Annotated in this window: 17 protein-coding genes and 1 riboswitch; of the genes, 12 read left to right on the top strand and 5 right to left on the bottom strand. The window is 71.1% G+C overall.

Going from position 1 to position 16,813, the window contains the following annotated elements; translation table 11 throughout:
- Window positions 1-105: 105 nt before the first annotated feature.
- Both U870_RS0117060 and U870_RS0117065 read left to right on the top strand, forming a co-directional pair.
- Window positions 106-1,122, top strand: a complete 1,017-nt coding sequence (locus U870_RS0117060) for a daunorubicin resistance protein DrrA family ABC transporter ATP-binding protein (RefSeq protein WP_025158587.1) — start codon at window positions 106-108, stop codon at window positions 1,120-1,122.
- Window positions 1,119-1,937 carry an ABC transporter permease gene (locus U870_RS0117065; protein ID WP_025158588.1) on the top strand — a complete coding sequence of 273 codons (819 nt, stop codon included), beginning with the start codon at window positions 1,119-1,121 and terminating at the stop codon, window positions 1,935-1,937. Before U870_RS0117060 ends, U870_RS0117065 begins: the two co-directional genes overlap by 4 nt.
- A gap of 73 nt (window positions 1,938-2,010) precedes the next feature.
- Here U870_RS0117065 and U870_RS0117070 read toward each other — a convergent pair whose 3' ends face one another.
- On the bottom strand, window positions 2,011-5,298 hold the full coding sequence (locus tag U870_RS0117070; protein WP_025158589.1) for an ATP-binding protein: 3,288 nt from the start codon (window positions 5,296-5,298) through the stop codon (window positions 2,011-2,013).
- A 59-nt stretch (window positions 5,299-5,357) separates the two neighbouring features.
- On the opposite strand from U870_RS0117070, the gene U870_RS0117075 reads away from it, so the two are divergent.
- From U870_RS0117075 to U870_RS0117085, 3 genes are all read left to right on the top strand, one after another.
- Window positions 5,358-5,939 (top strand): class I SAM-dependent methyltransferase, encoded by a 582-nt coding sequence (locus U870_RS0117075; protein ID WP_025158590.1) that lies wholly within the window; start codon window positions 5,358-5,360, stop codon window positions 5,937-5,939.
- Between the two features lie 132 nt (window positions 5,940-6,071).
- Complete coding sequence (locus tag U870_RS0117080; protein WP_025158591.1) at window positions 6,072-6,317, top strand: CopG family transcriptional regulator; 246 nt, start codon at window positions 6,072-6,074, stop codon at window positions 6,315-6,317.
- Window positions 6,314-6,658 (top strand): type II toxin-antitoxin system PemK/MazF family toxin, encoded by a 345-nt coding sequence (locus U870_RS0117085; RefSeq protein WP_025158592.1) that lies wholly within the window; start codon window positions 6,314-6,316, stop codon window positions 6,656-6,658. The genes U870_RS0117080 and U870_RS0117085 overlap by 4 nt, the downstream gene beginning before the upstream one ends.
- A gap of 95 nt (window positions 6,659-6,753) precedes the next feature.
- Here U870_RS0117085 and U870_RS0117090 read toward each other — a convergent pair whose 3' ends face one another.
- Entirely contained in the window at window positions 6,754-7,284 is a 531-nt protein-coding gene (locus U870_RS0117090; RefSeq protein WP_430623527.1) for a CoA-binding protein, read from the bottom strand.
- A gap of 44 nt (window positions 7,285-7,328) precedes the next feature.
- On the bottom strand, window positions 7,329-8,621 hold the full coding sequence (locus tag U870_RS0117095) for an O-acetylhomoserine aminocarboxypropyltransferase/cysteine synthase family protein (protein WP_025158594.1): 1,293 nt from the start codon (window positions 8,619-8,621) through the stop codon (window positions 7,329-7,331).
- A 99-nt stretch (window positions 8,622-8,720) separates the two neighbouring features.
- Window positions 8,721-8,787, top strand: a riboswitch (guanidine-III (ykkC-III) riboswitch).
- A 12-nt stretch (window positions 8,788-8,799) separates the two neighbouring features.
- Between U870_RS0117095 and U870_RS0117100 the strand changes: the two genes are divergently transcribed.
- Entirely contained in the window at window positions 8,800-9,117 is a 318-nt protein-coding gene (locus tag U870_RS0117100; RefSeq protein WP_025158595.1) for a DMT family transporter, read from the top strand.
- Window positions 9,118-9,144: 27 nt separating this feature from the next.
- Here the strand turns inward: U870_RS0117100 and U870_RS0117105 are convergent, their stop codons facing one another.
- Both U870_RS0117105 and U870_RS0117110 read right to left on the bottom strand, forming a co-directional pair.
- On the bottom strand, window positions 9,145-10,761 hold the full coding sequence (locus U870_RS0117105; protein ID WP_025158596.1) for a S53 family peptidase: 1,617 nt from the start codon (window positions 10,759-10,761) through the stop codon (window positions 9,145-9,147).
- 57 nt (window positions 10,762-10,818) lie between these two features.
- The gene (locus U870_RS0117110; protein WP_025158597.1) at window positions 10,819-12,432 is read right to left on the bottom strand and encodes a dolichyl-phosphate-mannose--protein mannosyltransferase; all 1,614 of its coding nucleotides are present in this window, start codon (window positions 12,430-12,432) and stop codon (window positions 10,819-10,821) included.
- A 63-nt stretch (window positions 12,433-12,495) separates the two neighbouring features.
- On the opposite strand from U870_RS0117110, the gene rsmI reads away from it, so the two are divergent.
- From rsmI to U870_RS0117135, 6 genes are read left to right on the top strand one after another with little or no spacing between them, the layout of a single operon-like run.
- Window positions 12,496-13,326, top strand: a complete 831-nt coding sequence (gene rsmI / locus U870_RS0117115; protein ID WP_025158598.1) for a 16S rRNA (cytidine(1402)-2'-O)-methyltransferase — start codon at window positions 12,496-12,498, stop codon at window positions 13,324-13,326.
- Window positions 13,327-13,357: 31 nt separating this feature from the next.
- Entirely contained in the window at window positions 13,358-13,786 is a 429-nt protein-coding gene (locus U870_RS23285; RefSeq protein WP_025158599.1) for a YbaB/EbfC family nucleoid-associated protein, read from the top strand.
- Between the two features lie 26 nt (window positions 13,787-13,812).
- Window positions 13,813-14,130 carry a hypothetical protein gene (locus tag U870_RS0117125; RefSeq protein WP_025158600.1) on the top strand — a complete coding sequence of 106 codons (318 nt, stop codon included), beginning with the start codon at window positions 13,813-13,815 and terminating at the stop codon, window positions 14,128-14,130.
- 7 nt (window positions 14,131-14,137) lie between these two features.
- Window positions 14,138-15,463, top strand: coding sequence for a TNT domain-containing protein (locus U870_RS23290; RefSeq protein ID WP_025158601.1), 1,326 nt, complete (start codon window positions 14,138-14,140; stop codon window positions 15,461-15,463).
- Between the two features lie 12 nt (window positions 15,464-15,475).
- Entirely contained in the window at window positions 15,476-15,871 is a 396-nt protein-coding gene (locus tag U870_RS24460; RefSeq protein WP_162819175.1) for a hypothetical protein, read from the top strand.
- A gap of 54 nt (window positions 15,872-15,925) precedes the next feature.
- Window positions 15,926-16,804 (top strand): hypothetical protein, encoded by an 879-nt coding sequence (locus tag U870_RS0117135; RefSeq protein ID WP_025158602.1) that lies wholly within the window; start codon window positions 15,926-15,928, stop codon window positions 16,802-16,804.
- The last annotated feature ends 9 nt before the right edge of the window (window positions 16,805-16,813 follow it).

Consider the following 16,813-nt stretch of genomic DNA (forward strand, 5'->3'; position numbering starts at 1 on the left):
CACCCGCTTTCACGACCCGACCCACGCTGTAAGCGCCGCGTAAGCGCGCTGAAAGCGGGCCGCGCCACCATCGAGACATCAACCGATCCGAAAGGAAGGACCACCATGACTCGCAGCTCCGAATGGGCGGTCGAAGCCCACGGGCTCGTCAAGGTCTTCGGCGAGAACCGCGCGGTCGACGGCGTCGACCTGAACGTCCGCGCCGGCACCGTCTACGGTGTGCTGGGGCCGAACGGCGCCGGCAAGACCACCACCATCTCCATGCTCGCCACCCTGCTGAAGCCCGACGCGGGCGAAGCCACCATCTTCGGCCACGACATCCGCAAGGAGCAGCAGATCGTCCGCCAGCTCCTCGGCGTCACGGCCCAGTTCGCCTCCGTCGACGAGACCCTGTCGGCCAACGAGAACCTCATGATCTTCGCCCGGCTGCTCGGCCTGAGCGGCCGCGAGGCCAAGGCCAAGACCGCCGAGCTGCTCGAGGAGTTCGGGCTCACCGATGCCGCCAACCGCCCGCTGAAGAAGTTCTCCGGGGGCATGCGCCGCCGGCTCGACCTCGCCGCCAGCCTCATCGCGCAGCCCCCGCTGATCTTCCTCGACGAGCCGACCACCGGCCTCGACCCGCGCACCCGCTCGCAGATGTGGGACACCATCCGGCGCCTCGTGTCGACCGGCTCGACCGTACTGCTCACCACGCAATACCTCGACGAGGCCGACCAGCTGGCCGACCGGATCGCGGTCATCGACCGTGGCCGTGTCGTCGCCGAGGGGACCAGCGACGAGCTGAAGAGCTCTGTCGGTGAGTCGTCCCTGCAACTGCGCCTCGCCGACGCCGCCGACGTGGAGGACGCGCGCCGCGCGATCGCGACGGTGCTCGGCGTCGACGCGGTCGTCTCGCCGGAGGGAGCGCGCCTCACCGCTCCGATGCGCGACGCGGACGCCGTCACCGACTTGTTCATCACGTTCCGCGAAGCGGGCATCCGCCTGGCGGAGATGTCCGTGCAGAAGCCGACCCTCGACGAGGTGTTCCTCACCCTCACCGGTCACGGCGTCGAAGAGGAGACCGCGGACGACGAGTCCGCCGAGACCGACACCGCCTCCGTCGCAGAAGGAGTCCGCGCATGAGCGCCATCGCCACCATCACCCCGCCGTCCGAGCGGAACCTGAAGAACCACGTCAGCGTGCGCCAGACTCTGGCGAACACCCTGACCATGGCCCGCCGTGGCCTGCTGAAGATCAAGCGGACGCCGGAGCAGCTCTTCGACGTCACGCTACAGCCCATCATCTTCACGATCATGTTCGCGCTGCTCTTCGGCGGGGCGCTCGCCGGAGGGGTCACGGCCTACCTGCCGTACCTCATCCCCGGCATCCTGGCCCAGACGGTGATCACCACCTCTGTCGTCACCGGCGTGCAGCTGCGCGAAGACATGGACAAGGGCGTGTTCGACCGGTTCAAGTCGATGCCGATCGCGCGCATCGCTCCGCTGTCGGGCGCACTGCTCGCCGATACGCTGCGCTACGCGATCGCGACGACCATCACGTTCGTCACCGGGTTCGCCATGGGCTGGCGCCCCGCCGCCGGGGTCGGCTTCGTCATCCTGGCCGGACTGCTCGTCATCGTCTGCGCCTGGGCGATCAGCTGGATCTTCGCCTTCTTCGGCGTCATCGCCCGCACGGCGGGCTCGGTCCAGGGGATCTCGTTCCTCGTGCTCTTCCCGCTGACGTTCTTCTCGAACGCCTTCGTGCAGGCGAGCACCCTGCCGGACTGGCTGCAGACCTTCGTGAACATCAACCCGGTGTCGCACCTGGTCACCGCGGTCCGCGATCTGGCCAACAACGGCACGTTCCCCGCCGACGGCTGGTGGGCGCTCCTCGGTGCCGCCGTGATCGTGGCGGTGTTCGCCCCGCTCACCGTCCGCGCCTACATGCGGAAGGCCTGAGCCCGGCGCTCCTGGACAGCGGCCGTCGCACCCTGCGGAGGGGTGCGGCGGCCGCTTTCGCGCGCGGTCCGGGTCAGCGGGCCGGCTTCGCTGATCGCAACAGCTCCAGGCCCCGGACCCAGGCCTCGTCGAGGGTCAGGCCGACGGCCGCCTCCACCGTCTCCGCGACCCGCTGGGCACCCCACGCGGCCGTGATCGGAGCGAGCAGGCGCGCCCGGTGCATGCTGGCGAGGTCCTGGCGCGAGTTCAGCCGGGTCGCCAGCGCGACGAGGGCGAGTCCGGTCTCGACCCATCCGTCGCCCCGGCCCTGCGCGGTGTGGGCATCGAGCATCCACGCGGCGTAGCCCAGCAGCCCGCTTCCGAGCACCGGCTTGTCCACGTACCAGGAGCTCAGCCGGGTGTAGACCAGCACCCGCACGCGGAGCCGGCGCGCGAGCTCGTCCGTCGCCGGCCACGACACCGTGCCCGGCGCGAGCTCGTCCGGGCCGGCGGCGTGCGCGCGCAGGTGCACGACGAGCTCGGCCGCGCCCAGCATCGTCAGCCAGGGGTTGGTCAGCGTCTCCCGCTGTGCGACACCGTCGTCGACGAAGACGCCGACGGCCTCGGCGTAGCGCCGCAGACCGCTTGCGATGTCGCCCTCGGCGAGCGCGATCTCGGCGAGACCGCCGTAGCCGATGCCGTAGTAGTCGACGTAGTCGAATCCGGTGCGGTCGACCTCCACGCTCAGGTAGGTGTCGAGCAGTTCGCGGCCGCGGGCGGTGTCGCCCACGGTGATCGAGTTGATGGCGATGAGCCAGTCGAGCTGACGCAGATCGCCGGCCGCCTGGAGCGGCGCAAGCCCGTCGTGCGCGCGCTGGGCCCAGCGCAGCGCCTCCTCCGGGTTCGCCAGCTGGCTGTGCAGCTGGGCCAGGGCCTGAGCGGCGGAGGCCGTCGACCACGCGTCCCCGACCACCTGGCCGAGTGTGTACGCACGCTGCGCCTCGGCCAGCCCGGCCTGCAGCTCGCCGGCGTTCTCGTGCAGCTGGGCCAGCAGCAGATTGCCCATCACGGCGACGTCGGCCTGGCTCGACGCGGCGTAGTCGGCGAGCATCCGCATCCCCGGGTCGACCTTGCCCGCGACCGTGATGAGGTTCGCCATCGCATTCAGTCGCGGATCGGCGAACGGCCGGACCCGGCGGAGGCGCTTGAGCCGGGCGATCGCCCGGACGGCGGTCCGCAGGTCGACGTAGAGGAACGTCCCGCCGATGATCGTGAAGCAGACGGCCGCGTCCTCGCGCTGCCCGTCATCCGGCTCCCACTCCGCGAGCGCGGCGAGCACGGTCGGGCCGAACCCCAGCACCTCCGAGTGCGCGCTGCGCAGCGACCAGTAGTAGGAGAGCAGGGCGAACACGGCGGCGACGGTCGCGGGACGGCCGCCGTCGAGGGCGGATCGCAGCACGCCGACGAGATTGTCCTGCTCGGCCGTCACCCGGCCGAACGTCGGCACCAGCTCGGGGCCGTGCATCGTCTCCATCATCCGGTGCGCGAACGTCACCGCCCAGGCGTCCATCCCGTCGCGCACCTCGTCGGCCTCACCGGCGGCATCGAGTTCGCGGTCGCCGAACTCGCGCACGGTCTCGAGCATCCGGTAGCGCAGGAGACCGGTGCCGGCATCCTCGGTCACGGCGACGAGGGACTGGGTCACGAGGGCGTCGAGGTCGTCCAGGACCGACCCGGCCCCCGCCCCGGCGACGGCCTCGGCCGCTTCGGCGCTGAAGCCGTCCGGGAACGCGGACAGGCGCCGCAGCAACGCCTGCTCGGAGGTGCTGAGCAGGTTCCAGCTCCAGTCGATCACGGCGAACAGCGTGCGGTGGCGTTCCGGTGCGGTGCGCTCGCCCCCGGTCAGGAGTGCGAACCGGTTGCCGAGCCGGCGCTCGATCTCCTCGACCGCGAGCGAGCGGGTCCGCGCCGCGGCCAACTCGATCGCGAGCGGAAGCCCGTCCAGCCGGTCGCAGAGCCGGGCGACCGTGTCGAGCGGGAGTACGACCCCGGGCCGTGCCGCCCGCGCGCGTTCGACGAAGAGCTCGACCGCAGCGCCGCCTCCCGCACTCGGCAGCGAGTCGAGGGGGTAGACCCGCTCGGCGCCGATCGCCAGCGGGGACCGGCTGGTCGCCAGCACGCGCACGGTCGTCGTCGATTCGAGGATGTCGGAGATGTATGCCGCCGCGGCGTCGACGATGTGCTCGCAGTTGTCGACGATGAGCAGGGTCTCGCGCTCCGCCAGCTGGCCGAGGATGCGCGAGTGGAGGTCGACCAGTGCCCCCGGGTCGCCGGACCGCACCGTGCGGGCCTCCCGGATCCCGAGGGTCGAGGCGAAGGCCAGCTCGATGTCCTCGGCACTGCGCACGCTCGCCAGTTCGACGAAGACGACGGCCGGGGTGTGGATGGCGCGCCGGCCGACCTCCTGGGCCAGCCGGGTCTTGCCGAGCCCGCCCGCGCCGAGGATCGTCGTCAGCCGCGAGGTCGCGATCAGGTCCTCCAGCGCCTGCAGGTCGTACTCCCGCCCGAGCAGGGCGTTCGGCGCGGTGCGCAGGCCGATCCGGAGCTGTTTCGGAGCGGCGACGACGGGTTCGTCCTCGGCGGCGAGGAGGGCCGCGTTGAACGCGACCAATTCGGGCCCGGGCCGGGTGCCGAGTCGCTCGAGCATCGCCTCCTTGAGCTCGGCGAAGGCGAGGAGGGCCTCGCTGCGCCGACCCGCGTCGGCGAGCGCCCCCATCCGCTCGCGCTGCAGCGCCTCGTCGAGGGGGTGGGTCTCGAGCAGCGCGGCGAGGTCGGTCAGTGCGGCGTCGGGGTCGCCGCCGGCGCGCCGGGCGCGGGCGCGCACCAACAGCAGGTCGTCGCGGAGGGAGGCGGCTGTGCGGGCGAGGTCGTCGGCCAGTGGGGCATCGCCGAGACCGGTGCCCGGGTCGCCGCGCCAGAGGGCGAGGGCGGCCGTCGCCTCGCGGTCGGCCGCGGCGGCGTCGCCCGCGGTCAGCAGTGTGCGCGCGTCCGCCAGCCGACGCCGGGCGAGACCCACGTCCGTCTGCTCGGCGCCGATCGCCAGCGCATAGCCGCCCGGTGTCGACTCGACCAGGCCGTCGGCGCTGGAGGTGCGCAATCGGGAGACGAGGGTCTGCAGGGCCGCGCGCTCCTGCCGGGGCGGGGCGTCGTCCCAGAGGTCCGCGACGAGGGACGGCACCGAGAGCGGCCCGCGCGCGAGGGTCAGGGCGACGATGAGCCGCTTGCCGCGCACACCTGTCGGCTCGGCGAGCGCGCCGGAGCGATCCTCCACCAGCACGGGGCCGAGGACGGCGACGCGGGGGGACGAAGGCGCGGACTCCACCCGCCGAGTTTAGCCAGCGCGGGGGTGCGGCGGGTGCGCACGCGCGTAGGCTCGGCGTCATGGCGTTCGACTGGTCGCAGTTCTACGAGCAGCAGGGCGGCCGCACGGTGCGCCCCACCTTCGCGAGCGCGCTCGCCGCGTGGGCCGGCGAGCCCGGGGACGCGATCGATCTGGGCTGCGGGGACGGCGTGGAGACGCGGCACCTCGCGACCCGCGGCTGGAACGTGCTCGCGATCGACTCCGACCCCGGCGTGGAGGAGCGTGTGGCCGCCGGTTTGAATCCGGAGGAGGCCGCACGCCTCGAGGTGCGGTCGGCGCCGTTCGAGACGCTCGGCGACCTCCCCGCTGCCGACTTCGTCTACGCCGGGTTCGCGCTGCCGTTCTGCGACCCGGACCGCTTCCCGTACGTCTGGGCGGACATCCGCGACGCCCTGCGCCCCGGTGCGCTCTTCGCCGGGGAGCTCTTCGGTCCGCACGACGACTGGTTCGGCCGGCCCGGCATGAACTTCCACGACCGGGCCGGCGTGACCGGGATGCTGGCCGGGATGGAGGTGCTGCAGCTCGTGGAAGACGATCGGCGCGGGATGTCGTTCGAGGGCCCCAAGCACTGGCACGTCTTCCACCTCATCGCCCGCGCCTGACGCTGCAGCCCCCGGCCCCCCCGAGGCGTCGAGACGGCGAATAGTCCGCCGTCTCGCCGTGAAACGGCGGACTTTTCGCCGTCTCGGCGAAGGAGGCGGCGTTGGCTGAGTTATACGAGTTATACTCGACGCATGAAGACCGCGATCTCCCTTCCGGACGGTGACTTCGAGCGCTTCGAAAAGGTCGCGGCGCAACACGGCCTGAATCGGTCGACGTTCTATCGGCTGGCGGCACAGAAGCTGGCGGACGAGCTGGAGGGGGCCGCCGACCTCACGCGTCTGGCCGATAGTGCGATCGCCGAAGCGGGTCAGCCGTCTGGAGACGGACTCTTCACGCGTGAGACCTCTCGGGTCGTCGCCGAAAGCACCGACTGGTGATCGCGCGCGGTGACGTCGTCTGGGTCGACTTCGGCTTTCCGCGCGAATCCGAGCCCGCCAAGGTCCGGCCGGCGGTCGTCGTCCAGGATGGGTGGCTCCTCGCGTCCGCGATCAGCACGGTGCTGGTGGTGCCGCTCACATCGAACACGGCGCTCGAACGGTTCCCGGGCAATGTGCTCATCCCCGCCGCGGCGGTCGGGCTGGCGAAGGACTCGGTCGCCCTCGTCACCCAGCTGGGCCCGGTCGATCGGGACTTCGTGGAGACCTACCCGGTGGGGAGCATGCCCGCCTACCTGATGACCCAGATCAGCGCGGGCGTCCGCCTCGCCACCGGACTCTGACCCGAAGGGGACGCGTCGAGACGGCGAAGAGTCCGCCGTCTCGCCGTGAAACGGCGGACTATTCGCCGTCTCGACGGCGACGACGGGGGCGTGGCTCAGCGGAGGGTCTTGCGCGCGGTGATCTGGCCGGTGTCGAAGCCGAGGAGGTGCAGGCCGCCGTGGAAGCGGGCGTGCTCGATCTTGATGCAGCGGTCCATCACGACGGTGAGGCCCTTCGACTCGCCGTACTCGGCGGCCTCCTGGTTCCAGATGCCGAGCTGCACCCAGACGGTCGGCGCGCCGACCGCGATGGCCTCGTCGATCACCGCGGGGATGTCGCTCGGCTTGCGGAACACGTCCACGATGTCCGGCACCTCCGGCAGCGAGGCGAGGTCGGGGTACGCCGGCTGGCCGAGGATGGTGTCGGCGTTGGGGTTCACGAAGTACACGCGGAAGTCGCTCGACTGCTGCAGGTAGGTGCCGACGAAGTAGCTCGAGCGCGCCGGGTTCGGCGAGGCGCCGACGATCGCGACGGACTTCGCCGCGCGCAGGATGGCGAGGCGCTTCTTGGCGTCCGGGCCGATCCAGGTGCGCTGCGACTTCAACAGCTTCGCCAGCGGGGAGTCGGCCGGAAGGGAGCAGCTCAGACCGTTGGCGAGCTGGACCTCGGTGGTGTCGGTCGCGGTCACGCTCACGCCTCCTTCACGGCCTCGGTGAGGGCCTGGTCGAGATCGTAGATGATGTCGTCGGCATCCTCGATGCCCACGCTGATGCGCACGACACCGGGCAGCACGCCCGCGTCGAGCAACTGCTGCTCGGTGAGCTGGGCGTGGGTGGTGGAGGCGGGGTGGATGACGAGCGTCTTGGCGTCGCCGATGTTGGCGAGGTGGCTGGCCAGGTTGACCGATTCGATCAGCTTCTGCCCGACCGGGCGGCCGCCCTTCACGACGAAGCTGAACACGCTGCCGGCACCGGCGGGCAGGTACTTGCGGGCACGGTCGTGGTGCGGGTGGTTCGGCAGACCGGCCCAGTAGACGTGCTCGATCCGCGGGTCGGCCTCGAGCCACTCCGCGACCGCCCGCGCGTTGTCGACGTGCGCCTGGATGCGGTAGGGGAGGGTCTCCACGCCCTGCGCCAGCAGGAAGGCGGAGTGCGGGGCGAGAGAGGGGCCGATGTCGCGCAGCTGCTCGGCCCGCAGCCGGGTGAGGAACGCGTACTCGCCGAAGTTGCCGGACCACTGCAGGCCGCCGTAGGACGGGACGGGCTCGGCGAAGAGCGGGAACCGCTCCGAGTGCCAGTCGAACCGGCCGCTCTCGACGACCACACCGCCCAGGGTCGTGCCGTGCCCGCCGAGGAACTTGGTGGCCGAGTGGATGACGATGTCGGCGCCCCACTCGATCGGCCGGTTGAGGTACGGCGTGGCGATGGTGGAGTCGATGGCGAGGGGCACACCCGCCGCGTGCGCGACATCCGCGAGACCCTCGATGTCGGCGATCTCGCCGGAGGGGTTCGCGACCGTCTCGGCGAAGACGACCTTCGTCTTGTCGGTGATCGCCGCCGCGTAGTCCGCCGGGTCGGAGCTCTGGATGAAGGTCGTCTCCACGCCGAAGCGACGCAGCGTGACATCCAGCTGGGTGATCGAGCCGCCGTAGAGGTTGGCGGAGGCGACGATGTGATCGCCCGCACCGGCGAGCGAGGCGAACGTGATGTACTGCGCGCTGAGACCGGAGGCGGTGGCGACGGCGCCGAGGCCGCCTTCGAGGCTCGCGATGCGCTCCTCGAACGAGGCCACCGTCGGGTTCGCGAGACGCGAGTAGATGTTGCCGTACTTCTGGAGCGCGAAGCGGGCGGCCGCGTCGGCGGTGTCGTCGAAGACGAAGGCGCTGGTCTGGTAGATCGGCAGCGCGCGGGCTCCCGTCACGGGGTCGGGGATGTTGCCCGCGTGGATCGCACGCGTGCGGAAACCGTATTCGCGATCTGCCATGGGCTCACGCTACCGGACCGTTCCGGCACGGCCGCGGGCGCCGCGTAACAGACGTAACAGAGCGACACGGAGGCTTGCGGGACATTGTGGTACACTCGTGCTAGATCGCCAGGAGAGCGATCCCGGACGACGGATCAGTACCCGGTGCGCGACAAGACTGGCCAAGGAGTCCGTCGTCATGTCGTGGATCGTCCTCATCCTCTCCGGTGTGCTCGAAGCCGTCTGGGCCACCGCCCTCGGAAAGGCCGAAGGCTTCACCCGCCTCTGGCCGACCGTGATCTTCGGCGTGGGCCTCGTCGCGTCGATGGGCGGGCTCGCCTTCGCGATGCGCGAGATCTCGACCGGCACCGCCTACGCGGTCTGGGTGGGGATCGGGGCGGCGCTGACCGTGCTCTACGCGTCGATCTTCGGTGGCGAGGGCTTCTCGCTCGTCAAGGTGCTGCTCATCGTCGGGCTCGTGGGATGCGTCGTCGGGCTCAAGCTCGTCGACCACTGAGCCCGTCCGGCCGACACAGCGGGATCCTCAGAGCGCGCCGAGCAGCCGCGCTCCGTCGGGCACGCCCAGTCCCGTGCAGGCGTCCCAGCCGGCCGTCGCCGTGTACGCGCCGTTGTCGCCCTGCGTGATGTCGCGGAACCCCGCGGCGACCTGCCCGGCCCGCACCGAGTCGTACAGCGCCGGCTGCGCCAGCCCGAGCGGTCGTCCCGTCTGCTGCACGATCCGGGCCACGAGGGCCGCCCAGAGCGGCGCGACCGCGCTGGTGCCGCCGATGACGGTGTCCTTCCCGTCGACGCGCACGCGGTAGCCGGTCTGCGGGTCGGCGACCGCGGAGACATCGGGCACCCCGCGTCCGCCCGGTCCGTTCGCGCTGCCTCCGGCGTCGGCTCCGCCCGCACCCGAGGGCACTCCGACGCCGCCCTGCCACGACGGAAGGGGGAAGACCGCGCTCACGCCGCCGCCGGTCGCACCGCCTCCCGAGCCGTCGTTCCAGACGGTCTCGCTGCTGACCGCGCCGGTGCTGCCGTCCGCCTCCAGCCGGGTTCCGCCGCAGGCCAGGGCGTGCGGGGACGAGGCAGGGAAGTCGACATGCGCCGCCCCATCGGTCACCCGGTCGCTGCTGCCGTCGTCCCCGGCGGCGACCGTCGTCGTCGCGCCGAGCGCCGCGGCGTCCTGCAGCGCCTGGTCGAACGCGGTGCGGGCCTGCGCGGTCCACTGATCCTCCGCCTGCCCCCAGCTGATGCTGATGGCGGCGGGAGTGGGGGAGGCGTGCGCCGCCGTCGTCACGGCATCGAGGAACCCGGCGTCGGTGTTGGGTGCGAAGTACACGACGAGGGAGGCGCCGGGCGCCAGCGCCCCCGCGACCTCGATGTCGAGCATCACCTCCCCGTCGGCGCCGTTCGGGTCGGCCCCCGGATCGTTGGCTCCGCCATCCACTCCCACGGCGGTCACCGAGGGGGTCGCGATCCCGAGTCCCGCGAAGTAGGTGTCGAGGTCGCCCTGCTCGTAGCCGCCGCCGAGCTCGATGATCGCGATCGTCTGCCCGCTCCCGTCGGTGCCGGCCGGGAAGCGGTAGACCGTGCCGAGCTCGGGAGGCGTGTAGCTGACCGACACCGCAGCCGGCCGGGCGATGCGGAACTGCGCCCGCGCCTGCGGCCGATCGTCGAGGCCGAGGACGGCGGTGACCACGCCGTCGAGCGCGCGCGGGATGCTGAGGCTCCCCGTGCGCTGACGGTAGGGAGCCTCTGCGTCGTCGCCGGAGTCGGCGGGGGCGGAGCGCGCCAGGTCCGTCCCGAAGACCCGGGCGACGACGCGGGCCGGACCGCTCACGCGCACCGTGCGGCGAGCGGCGTCCGCCTCGTCGATCGAGAGGCCGAGCCCGCTGAGCGTCGTGCTCACGAGCTCCACCTCGGCCGGGTCGGCGCCGTAGCGCGCGGCGAGCTCGTCCCTGCTCAGCCGGGCGGTGACGGCGCTCTCCGGCAGCTCCGCCCGGCGGCGCAGCACGAGGGTCGCGGACACCACCGCTTCCGGGGCCAGTGCGCCGTGGGCACGGTATCCCGGGCGTTCCGGCCGCTCGCTCCCGGGCAGGGGGACGAGGTCGAGGTGGTCGAGCCGGTCATCGCCGGGCAGCTGCGCGTCGGTCATACCCACGGTCTACACCCGCCGGACGACAGCGCCACCCCTGCCTCCGTCCGGGTGCGCCTACACCCAGCTCGGCAACCACATGTGCATCTGCCAGAACCAGAACGGGATCTGCTCCCCCGTCCAGATCGGCCAGAAGTAGACGCTCAGCAGTGCCGACGCGGCCAGGAACACGGCCACCCAGGCGATCCCGCGCCGCCGTCGCGGCGCCGGATCCGTGCGTCTGCCCAGCACCACCGCGACCGCGGCCGCGAGGCCCAGGATGAGGTACGGCTCGAACGCGATCGAGTAGAACTGGAAGATCGTGCGGTTGATGTAGAGCAGCCACGGCAGGTAGCCGGCGGCCAGCCCGGTCAGGATGAGGCCGATCTGCCATTCGCGGTAGCGTGCCAGCCGGTAGATCAGGTAGAACAGCGCCGCCGCGCCCGCCCACCAGATGAGCGGGTTGCCGAGAGAGGTGATCGCGGCCGAGCAGCTCGAGACGTCGCACCCGCCCTGCCCCTGCGTGGTGCCGACGTAGTACATGCTGGTCGGCCGGATCATGAACAGCCAGGTCAGCGGGTTGGACTGGTAGGGATGCGGCACGTGCAGGTTGATGCTGTAGTTGTACATCTCCGTCTGGTAGTGCCAGAGGTTCTGCAGCCACAGCGGCACCCAGCTCAGACCGCCCGTCCACTGCATGTGCGTGGACTCGGCCCAGTGCCGGTAGTAGCCGCCGTCGGTGACGATCCACCCGGTCCAGGTCGCCACATACACGACGAACGCGATCGGGACCATGAGGACGAAGGTCGCCGGTCCCTGCTTCAGCGTCGCGCCGCTCAGGTAGAACGCCAGGCCGGCTCGGCGGCGCGCGACGGCGTCGACCACCACCGTGTAGACCGCGAAGAACGCCAGGAAGTAGAAGCCGCTCCACTTCACTCCGGCGCAGAGCCCGCACAGGATGCCGGCCGCGATCAGCCACGGACGCCACCAGAGCACCGGGCCCCACGCGGGATCCCGGCCCGCCGAGCGCGCCGCCGAGACCGCCGCCGCCAGCCGGCCCGCATGCCAGCGCCGGTCCAGGAGGATGCAGCCGAAGGCGAGCAGGCCGAAGAACATGACCGAGTTGTCGAGGAGCGCCACGCGGCTCATCACGATCGCGTGGCCGTCGATCGCCATCAGGAAGCCGGCGATGGTAGCGATGATGGTCGAGCGGAACAGGACGCGGGCGATCAGGAAGACCAGCAGGACGGCGATGATCCCGACGATCGCGGTCGACACCCGCCAGCCGAACGAGTTGCCCGCTCCGGTCGCCGCCATTCCCAGGGCGATCATCCATTTGCCGAGCGGGGGATGCGCGACGAACGAGGGCGACGACGTGAAGATGTCCGTGTTGCCCGCGTTGAACTGCTCGTCGGCCTTGTCCGGCCAGCTGCCCTCGTAGCCGAGGTGGGAGAGCGACCACGCGTCCTTGACGTAGAAGGTCTCGTCGAAGACGAGGGAGTGCGGGGAGCCCAGGTCCCACAGCCGCAGCACCGCGGCGAGCAGGGTCACGCCGATCGGTGCGCCCCAGTACCAGACGCGCATCCGGGTGGGGGTGCGCAGCACGCGCGCCCACCAGTCATCGAGGCGGCTGCCGATCGGCCCGGGCGCGGTGTGCGCGGGGACGGGATCGGTGACGGGAAGCGAGCTCACCAGGCAATGCTACGGGGAGCGGCCGCGCCCGACGCCGTGCGCCCCGCCTGTCACACTGGGAGCATGATCATCCTGGCCGCGACCCCCATCGGAAACCTCGGCGACGCCACCGCCCGCCTGGTCGAGGTGCTCTCCGAGGCGCCCGTCGTCGCCGCCGAGGACACCCGCGTCACGCAACGGCTCCTCGCGGGTCTCGGCATCGAGAACCGGCCGCGTCTGATCGCCCTGCACGATCACAACGAACGCGAGCGCGCCGTCGAGCTCGTCGAGCTGGCGCGGGACCAGGACGTGGTGGTGCTCTCGGACGCCGGGATGCCCACCGTCTCCGACCCCGGGTTCCACCTGGTCGAGGCGGCCGCGGCGGCGGGTGTCGGGGTGACCGCGCTGCCGGGGCCGTCGGCGGTGCTGACCGCGCTCGCCGTCTCCGGCCTGCCGACCGATCGGTTCACGTTCGAGGGCTTCCTCCCGCGCAAGCCGGGGGAGCGGTCCTCCGCTCTGCGCGCTCTCGCCGCGGAACCCCGCACCATGGTGTTCTTCGAGTCGCCCAACAGGCTCGCCGCCTCCCTCGCCGCGATGGCGGAGGTGCTGGGGGACGAGCGTCGTGTCGTGGTGTGCCGTGAGTTGACCAAGCTGTTCGAGGAGGTTCGTCGCGGCACCGCCGCCGAGCTTGCGGCGTGGGCGGCCGAGGGCGTGCGCGGGGAGATCGCGATCGTCGTCGCGGGCGCCCCCGCTCGCGAAGCCGATCCCGAGACCGCACTGGAGCAGGTGCTCGCCCTCGTCGCCTCCGGCACGCGCCTCAAGGATGCCGCCGCCGAGGTGGCGGAGGCGACCGGTCTCGGCCGCCGCGACCTCTACCAGGCGGCGCTGGAGCACAAGGGCCGGGCACCTCGCTAGCGCCGGACGGCCGTGTGGCTATGCTGGCCCGGTGACCGACTTCTTCTCAGCCGATGCGGATGCTGATGCCGATCTCGCGGTGGCGCGGATCGAGGAGCAGATCGCGGAGGCCCAGGAGCGTGCGAGGCGCGCCGGCGAGGTCCGGCAGGAGATCGATGCGCTTCGCGGATCGGCGACCTCGCCTCGTCGGGAGGTCACCGTGACCGTCGACGCGAGCGGACGGCTCGTCGCCGTCGATCTCGCCGACGCCGCATCCCGCCTCGCTCCGCGCGATCTCGGCCGGCTCATCGTCGAGACGGCGAACGCGGCGCAGCGCCAGGCCGGGGCCAAAGCCGTCGAGGTGGCGAGCGAGGCGTTCGGCGCGGAGTCCGGTATCGTGGCGCATCTGCGTGGCGAGGTCGAGAGGTCCGCTGCTCCGGACGCCGGGGGAACGGGCGACGGGACGCGGATCGAGTACTGAGCGCGGGGCCGAAGGGGGGAGTCGCGATGGCGAAGCAGATCGCCGTGGACGCCGAGATCATCGTCGCCCACGCCGCCCGCGTCGAGCGGGTCGCGGCGGATGTCGGGACGGCCCGGCAGGCGGCGGGCGCCACGAACATGGGCGGAGGCGCCTTCGGCGTCATCTGCGCCTTCCTCGTGCCGCCCGCGACGCTCGCGGCCACGATGGCGGCCTCCGCGATCGGGGCCGCCGAGGGCATGCTGACCCGGAGCGCGCGGGAGGTCCGCGGAGTCGCCTCGGACATGGCCGCGGTCGAGGACGACATCGTGCAGGCGGTGCGCGCACTCGAGAAGGGTCTGGGGTGAGCCGCCGGTGAACGCGAACCCGCTCGTCGCGGCCCCGGTCGACACCGCGACGCCCTTCAGCGGCGCCGGGCTGCTCGACTCGGGCACCCAACTGGCCTCGGCGATCGAGTCCGGAGACTGGGTCGAGGGCGGCATGGCCGCGTTCTCGGCCGCGGCCGACACCATCGCGACCGTCTCCGATCCGCTCGGCTCCCTCATCGCCGCCGGCCTCGGCTGGCTGATCGACCACTTCGAGCCGCTGAAAGGCTGGTTCAACGACCTCACCGGCGACGCGGGCGAGGTGCAGGCGTTCGCGCAGACCTGGACCAACATCCAGAGGCAGCTCCAGTCGTCCGGCGACGAGCTCACGCGCATCGTGGGCGACGTCGACGAGCTCGCCGGCGAGGCGATGGACGCCTACCGCCGATTCCAGCAGGACTCGGCCCAGCACCTCCACGGTGCGGCGACCTGGGCGGGCGCGATGGCGACCGGGCTCAGCGTCGCGTCCACGATCGTGCAGGTGGTGCACGACATCGTGCGCGACGTGCTCTCGCAGCTCGTCGGCTCCGCGATCTCGTGGGCGTCGGAGGCCGTGCTCACCCTGGGACTCGCGACGCCGTGGATCGTCGAGCAGGTCTCGACCCGCGTCGCCTCCTGGGTCGCGAAGATCGGCTCCAAGATGACCGCCCTGGTGCGGTCGGTGAAGGCCCTCTCGAAGCTCCTCGACGAACTGCGTGGGCTGCTGCGCGAGGCGGACGAGCTGTTCGGGTCGGTGCTGAAGGGTGGGAAGGAGGCCGCGAAGACGGCCGCGCACAACACCAAGGAGGCGGTGATTGGCCTTCCCGGCATCCGACGACTTGATCCGCGGCGAGACGATCTCATCGTCAAGATGCAGAACTGGGCGGATAGTGCAGGCATCCCCGGTTACAAGCCGTTCGGGGGCCTCGATGGGACAGACTTCATCGATACACATCTCAAGCGGTTTACGCCGGAAGGGTACGCTGATTGGCGCTGGCCGCTCCAGGACGGGTTCAGCCCCGGTTCTCCCATCGTGTCCGCTGCCGACTACTTCCCACCGGGCACACGGATCGATCGAATCTCCGTGGCAGAGGGAGCGAAGGACTCAGGCGAGTTCGCATCGCCTGTCGGAACGCAGTTTCCCGACCAGAGCCTCCCGCCTGACCGCCTAGGGCCGGCCTTCAACCGGTACACCTACGAGATTGTGAAGCCGCTTCCTCCCGAGGTGCGAGCAGGCAACATCGCGCCCGATTTTCAGCAGCCAGGCGGCGGGACCCAACTTCATTTCCCGGGCGGGATCTCGGAGTGGATGGACTATCTGAGGCAAGTGTCGTAGGAGAGTGGACGTATGAAGTATGAGGAGCTCGTCGAGAAAGCGGCAACACTACCGCGCATGGATCGTGACTCGGTGCCGTATCTCGTGACCCGTGTGTTCGGCGGGGATCCCAACACTTCATTGTTGACGCTAATCGCGCACCGCGATGGTACGTACTCGGCTGCCCACGGAGATCTCCGGACCAAAGCAGTCCCGATGACGGACGCGGATGGACGCGAGCTTCGTTTCCCCGACGAGGATTCGGCCTGCGACTGGGCGTGGGGCTACCTGCAGGAGGCTCGCGGCCGAATTCCGACGTATGACGCTGAACAGCGAGCCCGCGACGAGGCGGCAGGGGCTGAGGTCCGACGTCGTTGGGACGAGTTCGTGCGAAGTCAGGCCGAGCCTCACGATCGTGGAGGCGCATGAAAGAGGAGGTCGCGAGGGGACGGTTCGATAAAAGGCTTGAGACGAGGTGATCCCATGAGTTGGAAAGACTTCGACCTCGAACTCAAGGTCGTGGGAGGACCCTGCCGTTACGAGTGGCGTTCGGCGGACCCGGTTCTGGCCGCCCCCGTTCTCCGAAACGGTCACCTCATGGGGTATCTGGTGACGGCGCTCGACCCCGCTCAGAACGTATTGGCTCTGACGCTGTCCTACGAGCACGAGGACTACGTGAACGGCGGTTCCCGATACTGGACAGGCCTCATCAACAGCGGCGCGGAGAAGGGTGTGCCCGCGGCCGAACTCTTCCAGACGCTTCTCGGAGGCGAAGGGCCGGACACGGCCGGGACCGTTTCGCCGACGACGGAGCGGTTCGAGAGCACGGACGCTGTATTCGCCAGACTGAACCCAGACGTCGCCCGTCGCCGCGCTCAGGAGTCATCTCGCTCTGAACGCGCCGAGCGGAGCGTCGCCGTCCCCGCGCCCACGCGCGAGCAGATCGACGCCGTCCTGCGCGGCCAGGCTCGTCCGACTCCCGAGATCCAGGCGCGCATCGCCGCCCTCGATGAGGCGACGCACGTGCGCACCGCTCCCGAGGACGTCCTCGTCGCACTCGCCTACGACCCCGCGACTCTGCCTGCCGAGGCCGCGGTCGGGACGGTCGTGCACGAGCCCACCTATCTGACCTCGACCTTCCTGACAGGCCAGACACGGATCGACGCGCCCACCACGCTGATCCTCCGTGTCACGAAGGGCACACCCGCCCTCTACACGCCCCCGCAGCCCGGCGAGCCCGGCGAGCCCGGCGAGCCCGGCGCCGGCGCCCTACTGCTCGGCCGCGGAATCGACTGGCAGATCACCGCGCTCGCTCCCGGCGAGATCCAGGGCACCGTCCTTCGCGCGGAGCCGCGGTCGTGAGCGACGGAC

Origin of the sequence: Leifsonia aquatica H1aii (assembly GCF_000633535.1) — a bacterium.
GTDB lineage: Bacteria > Actinomycetota > Actinomycetes > Actinomycetales > Microbacteriaceae > Leifsonia > Leifsonia aquatica_A.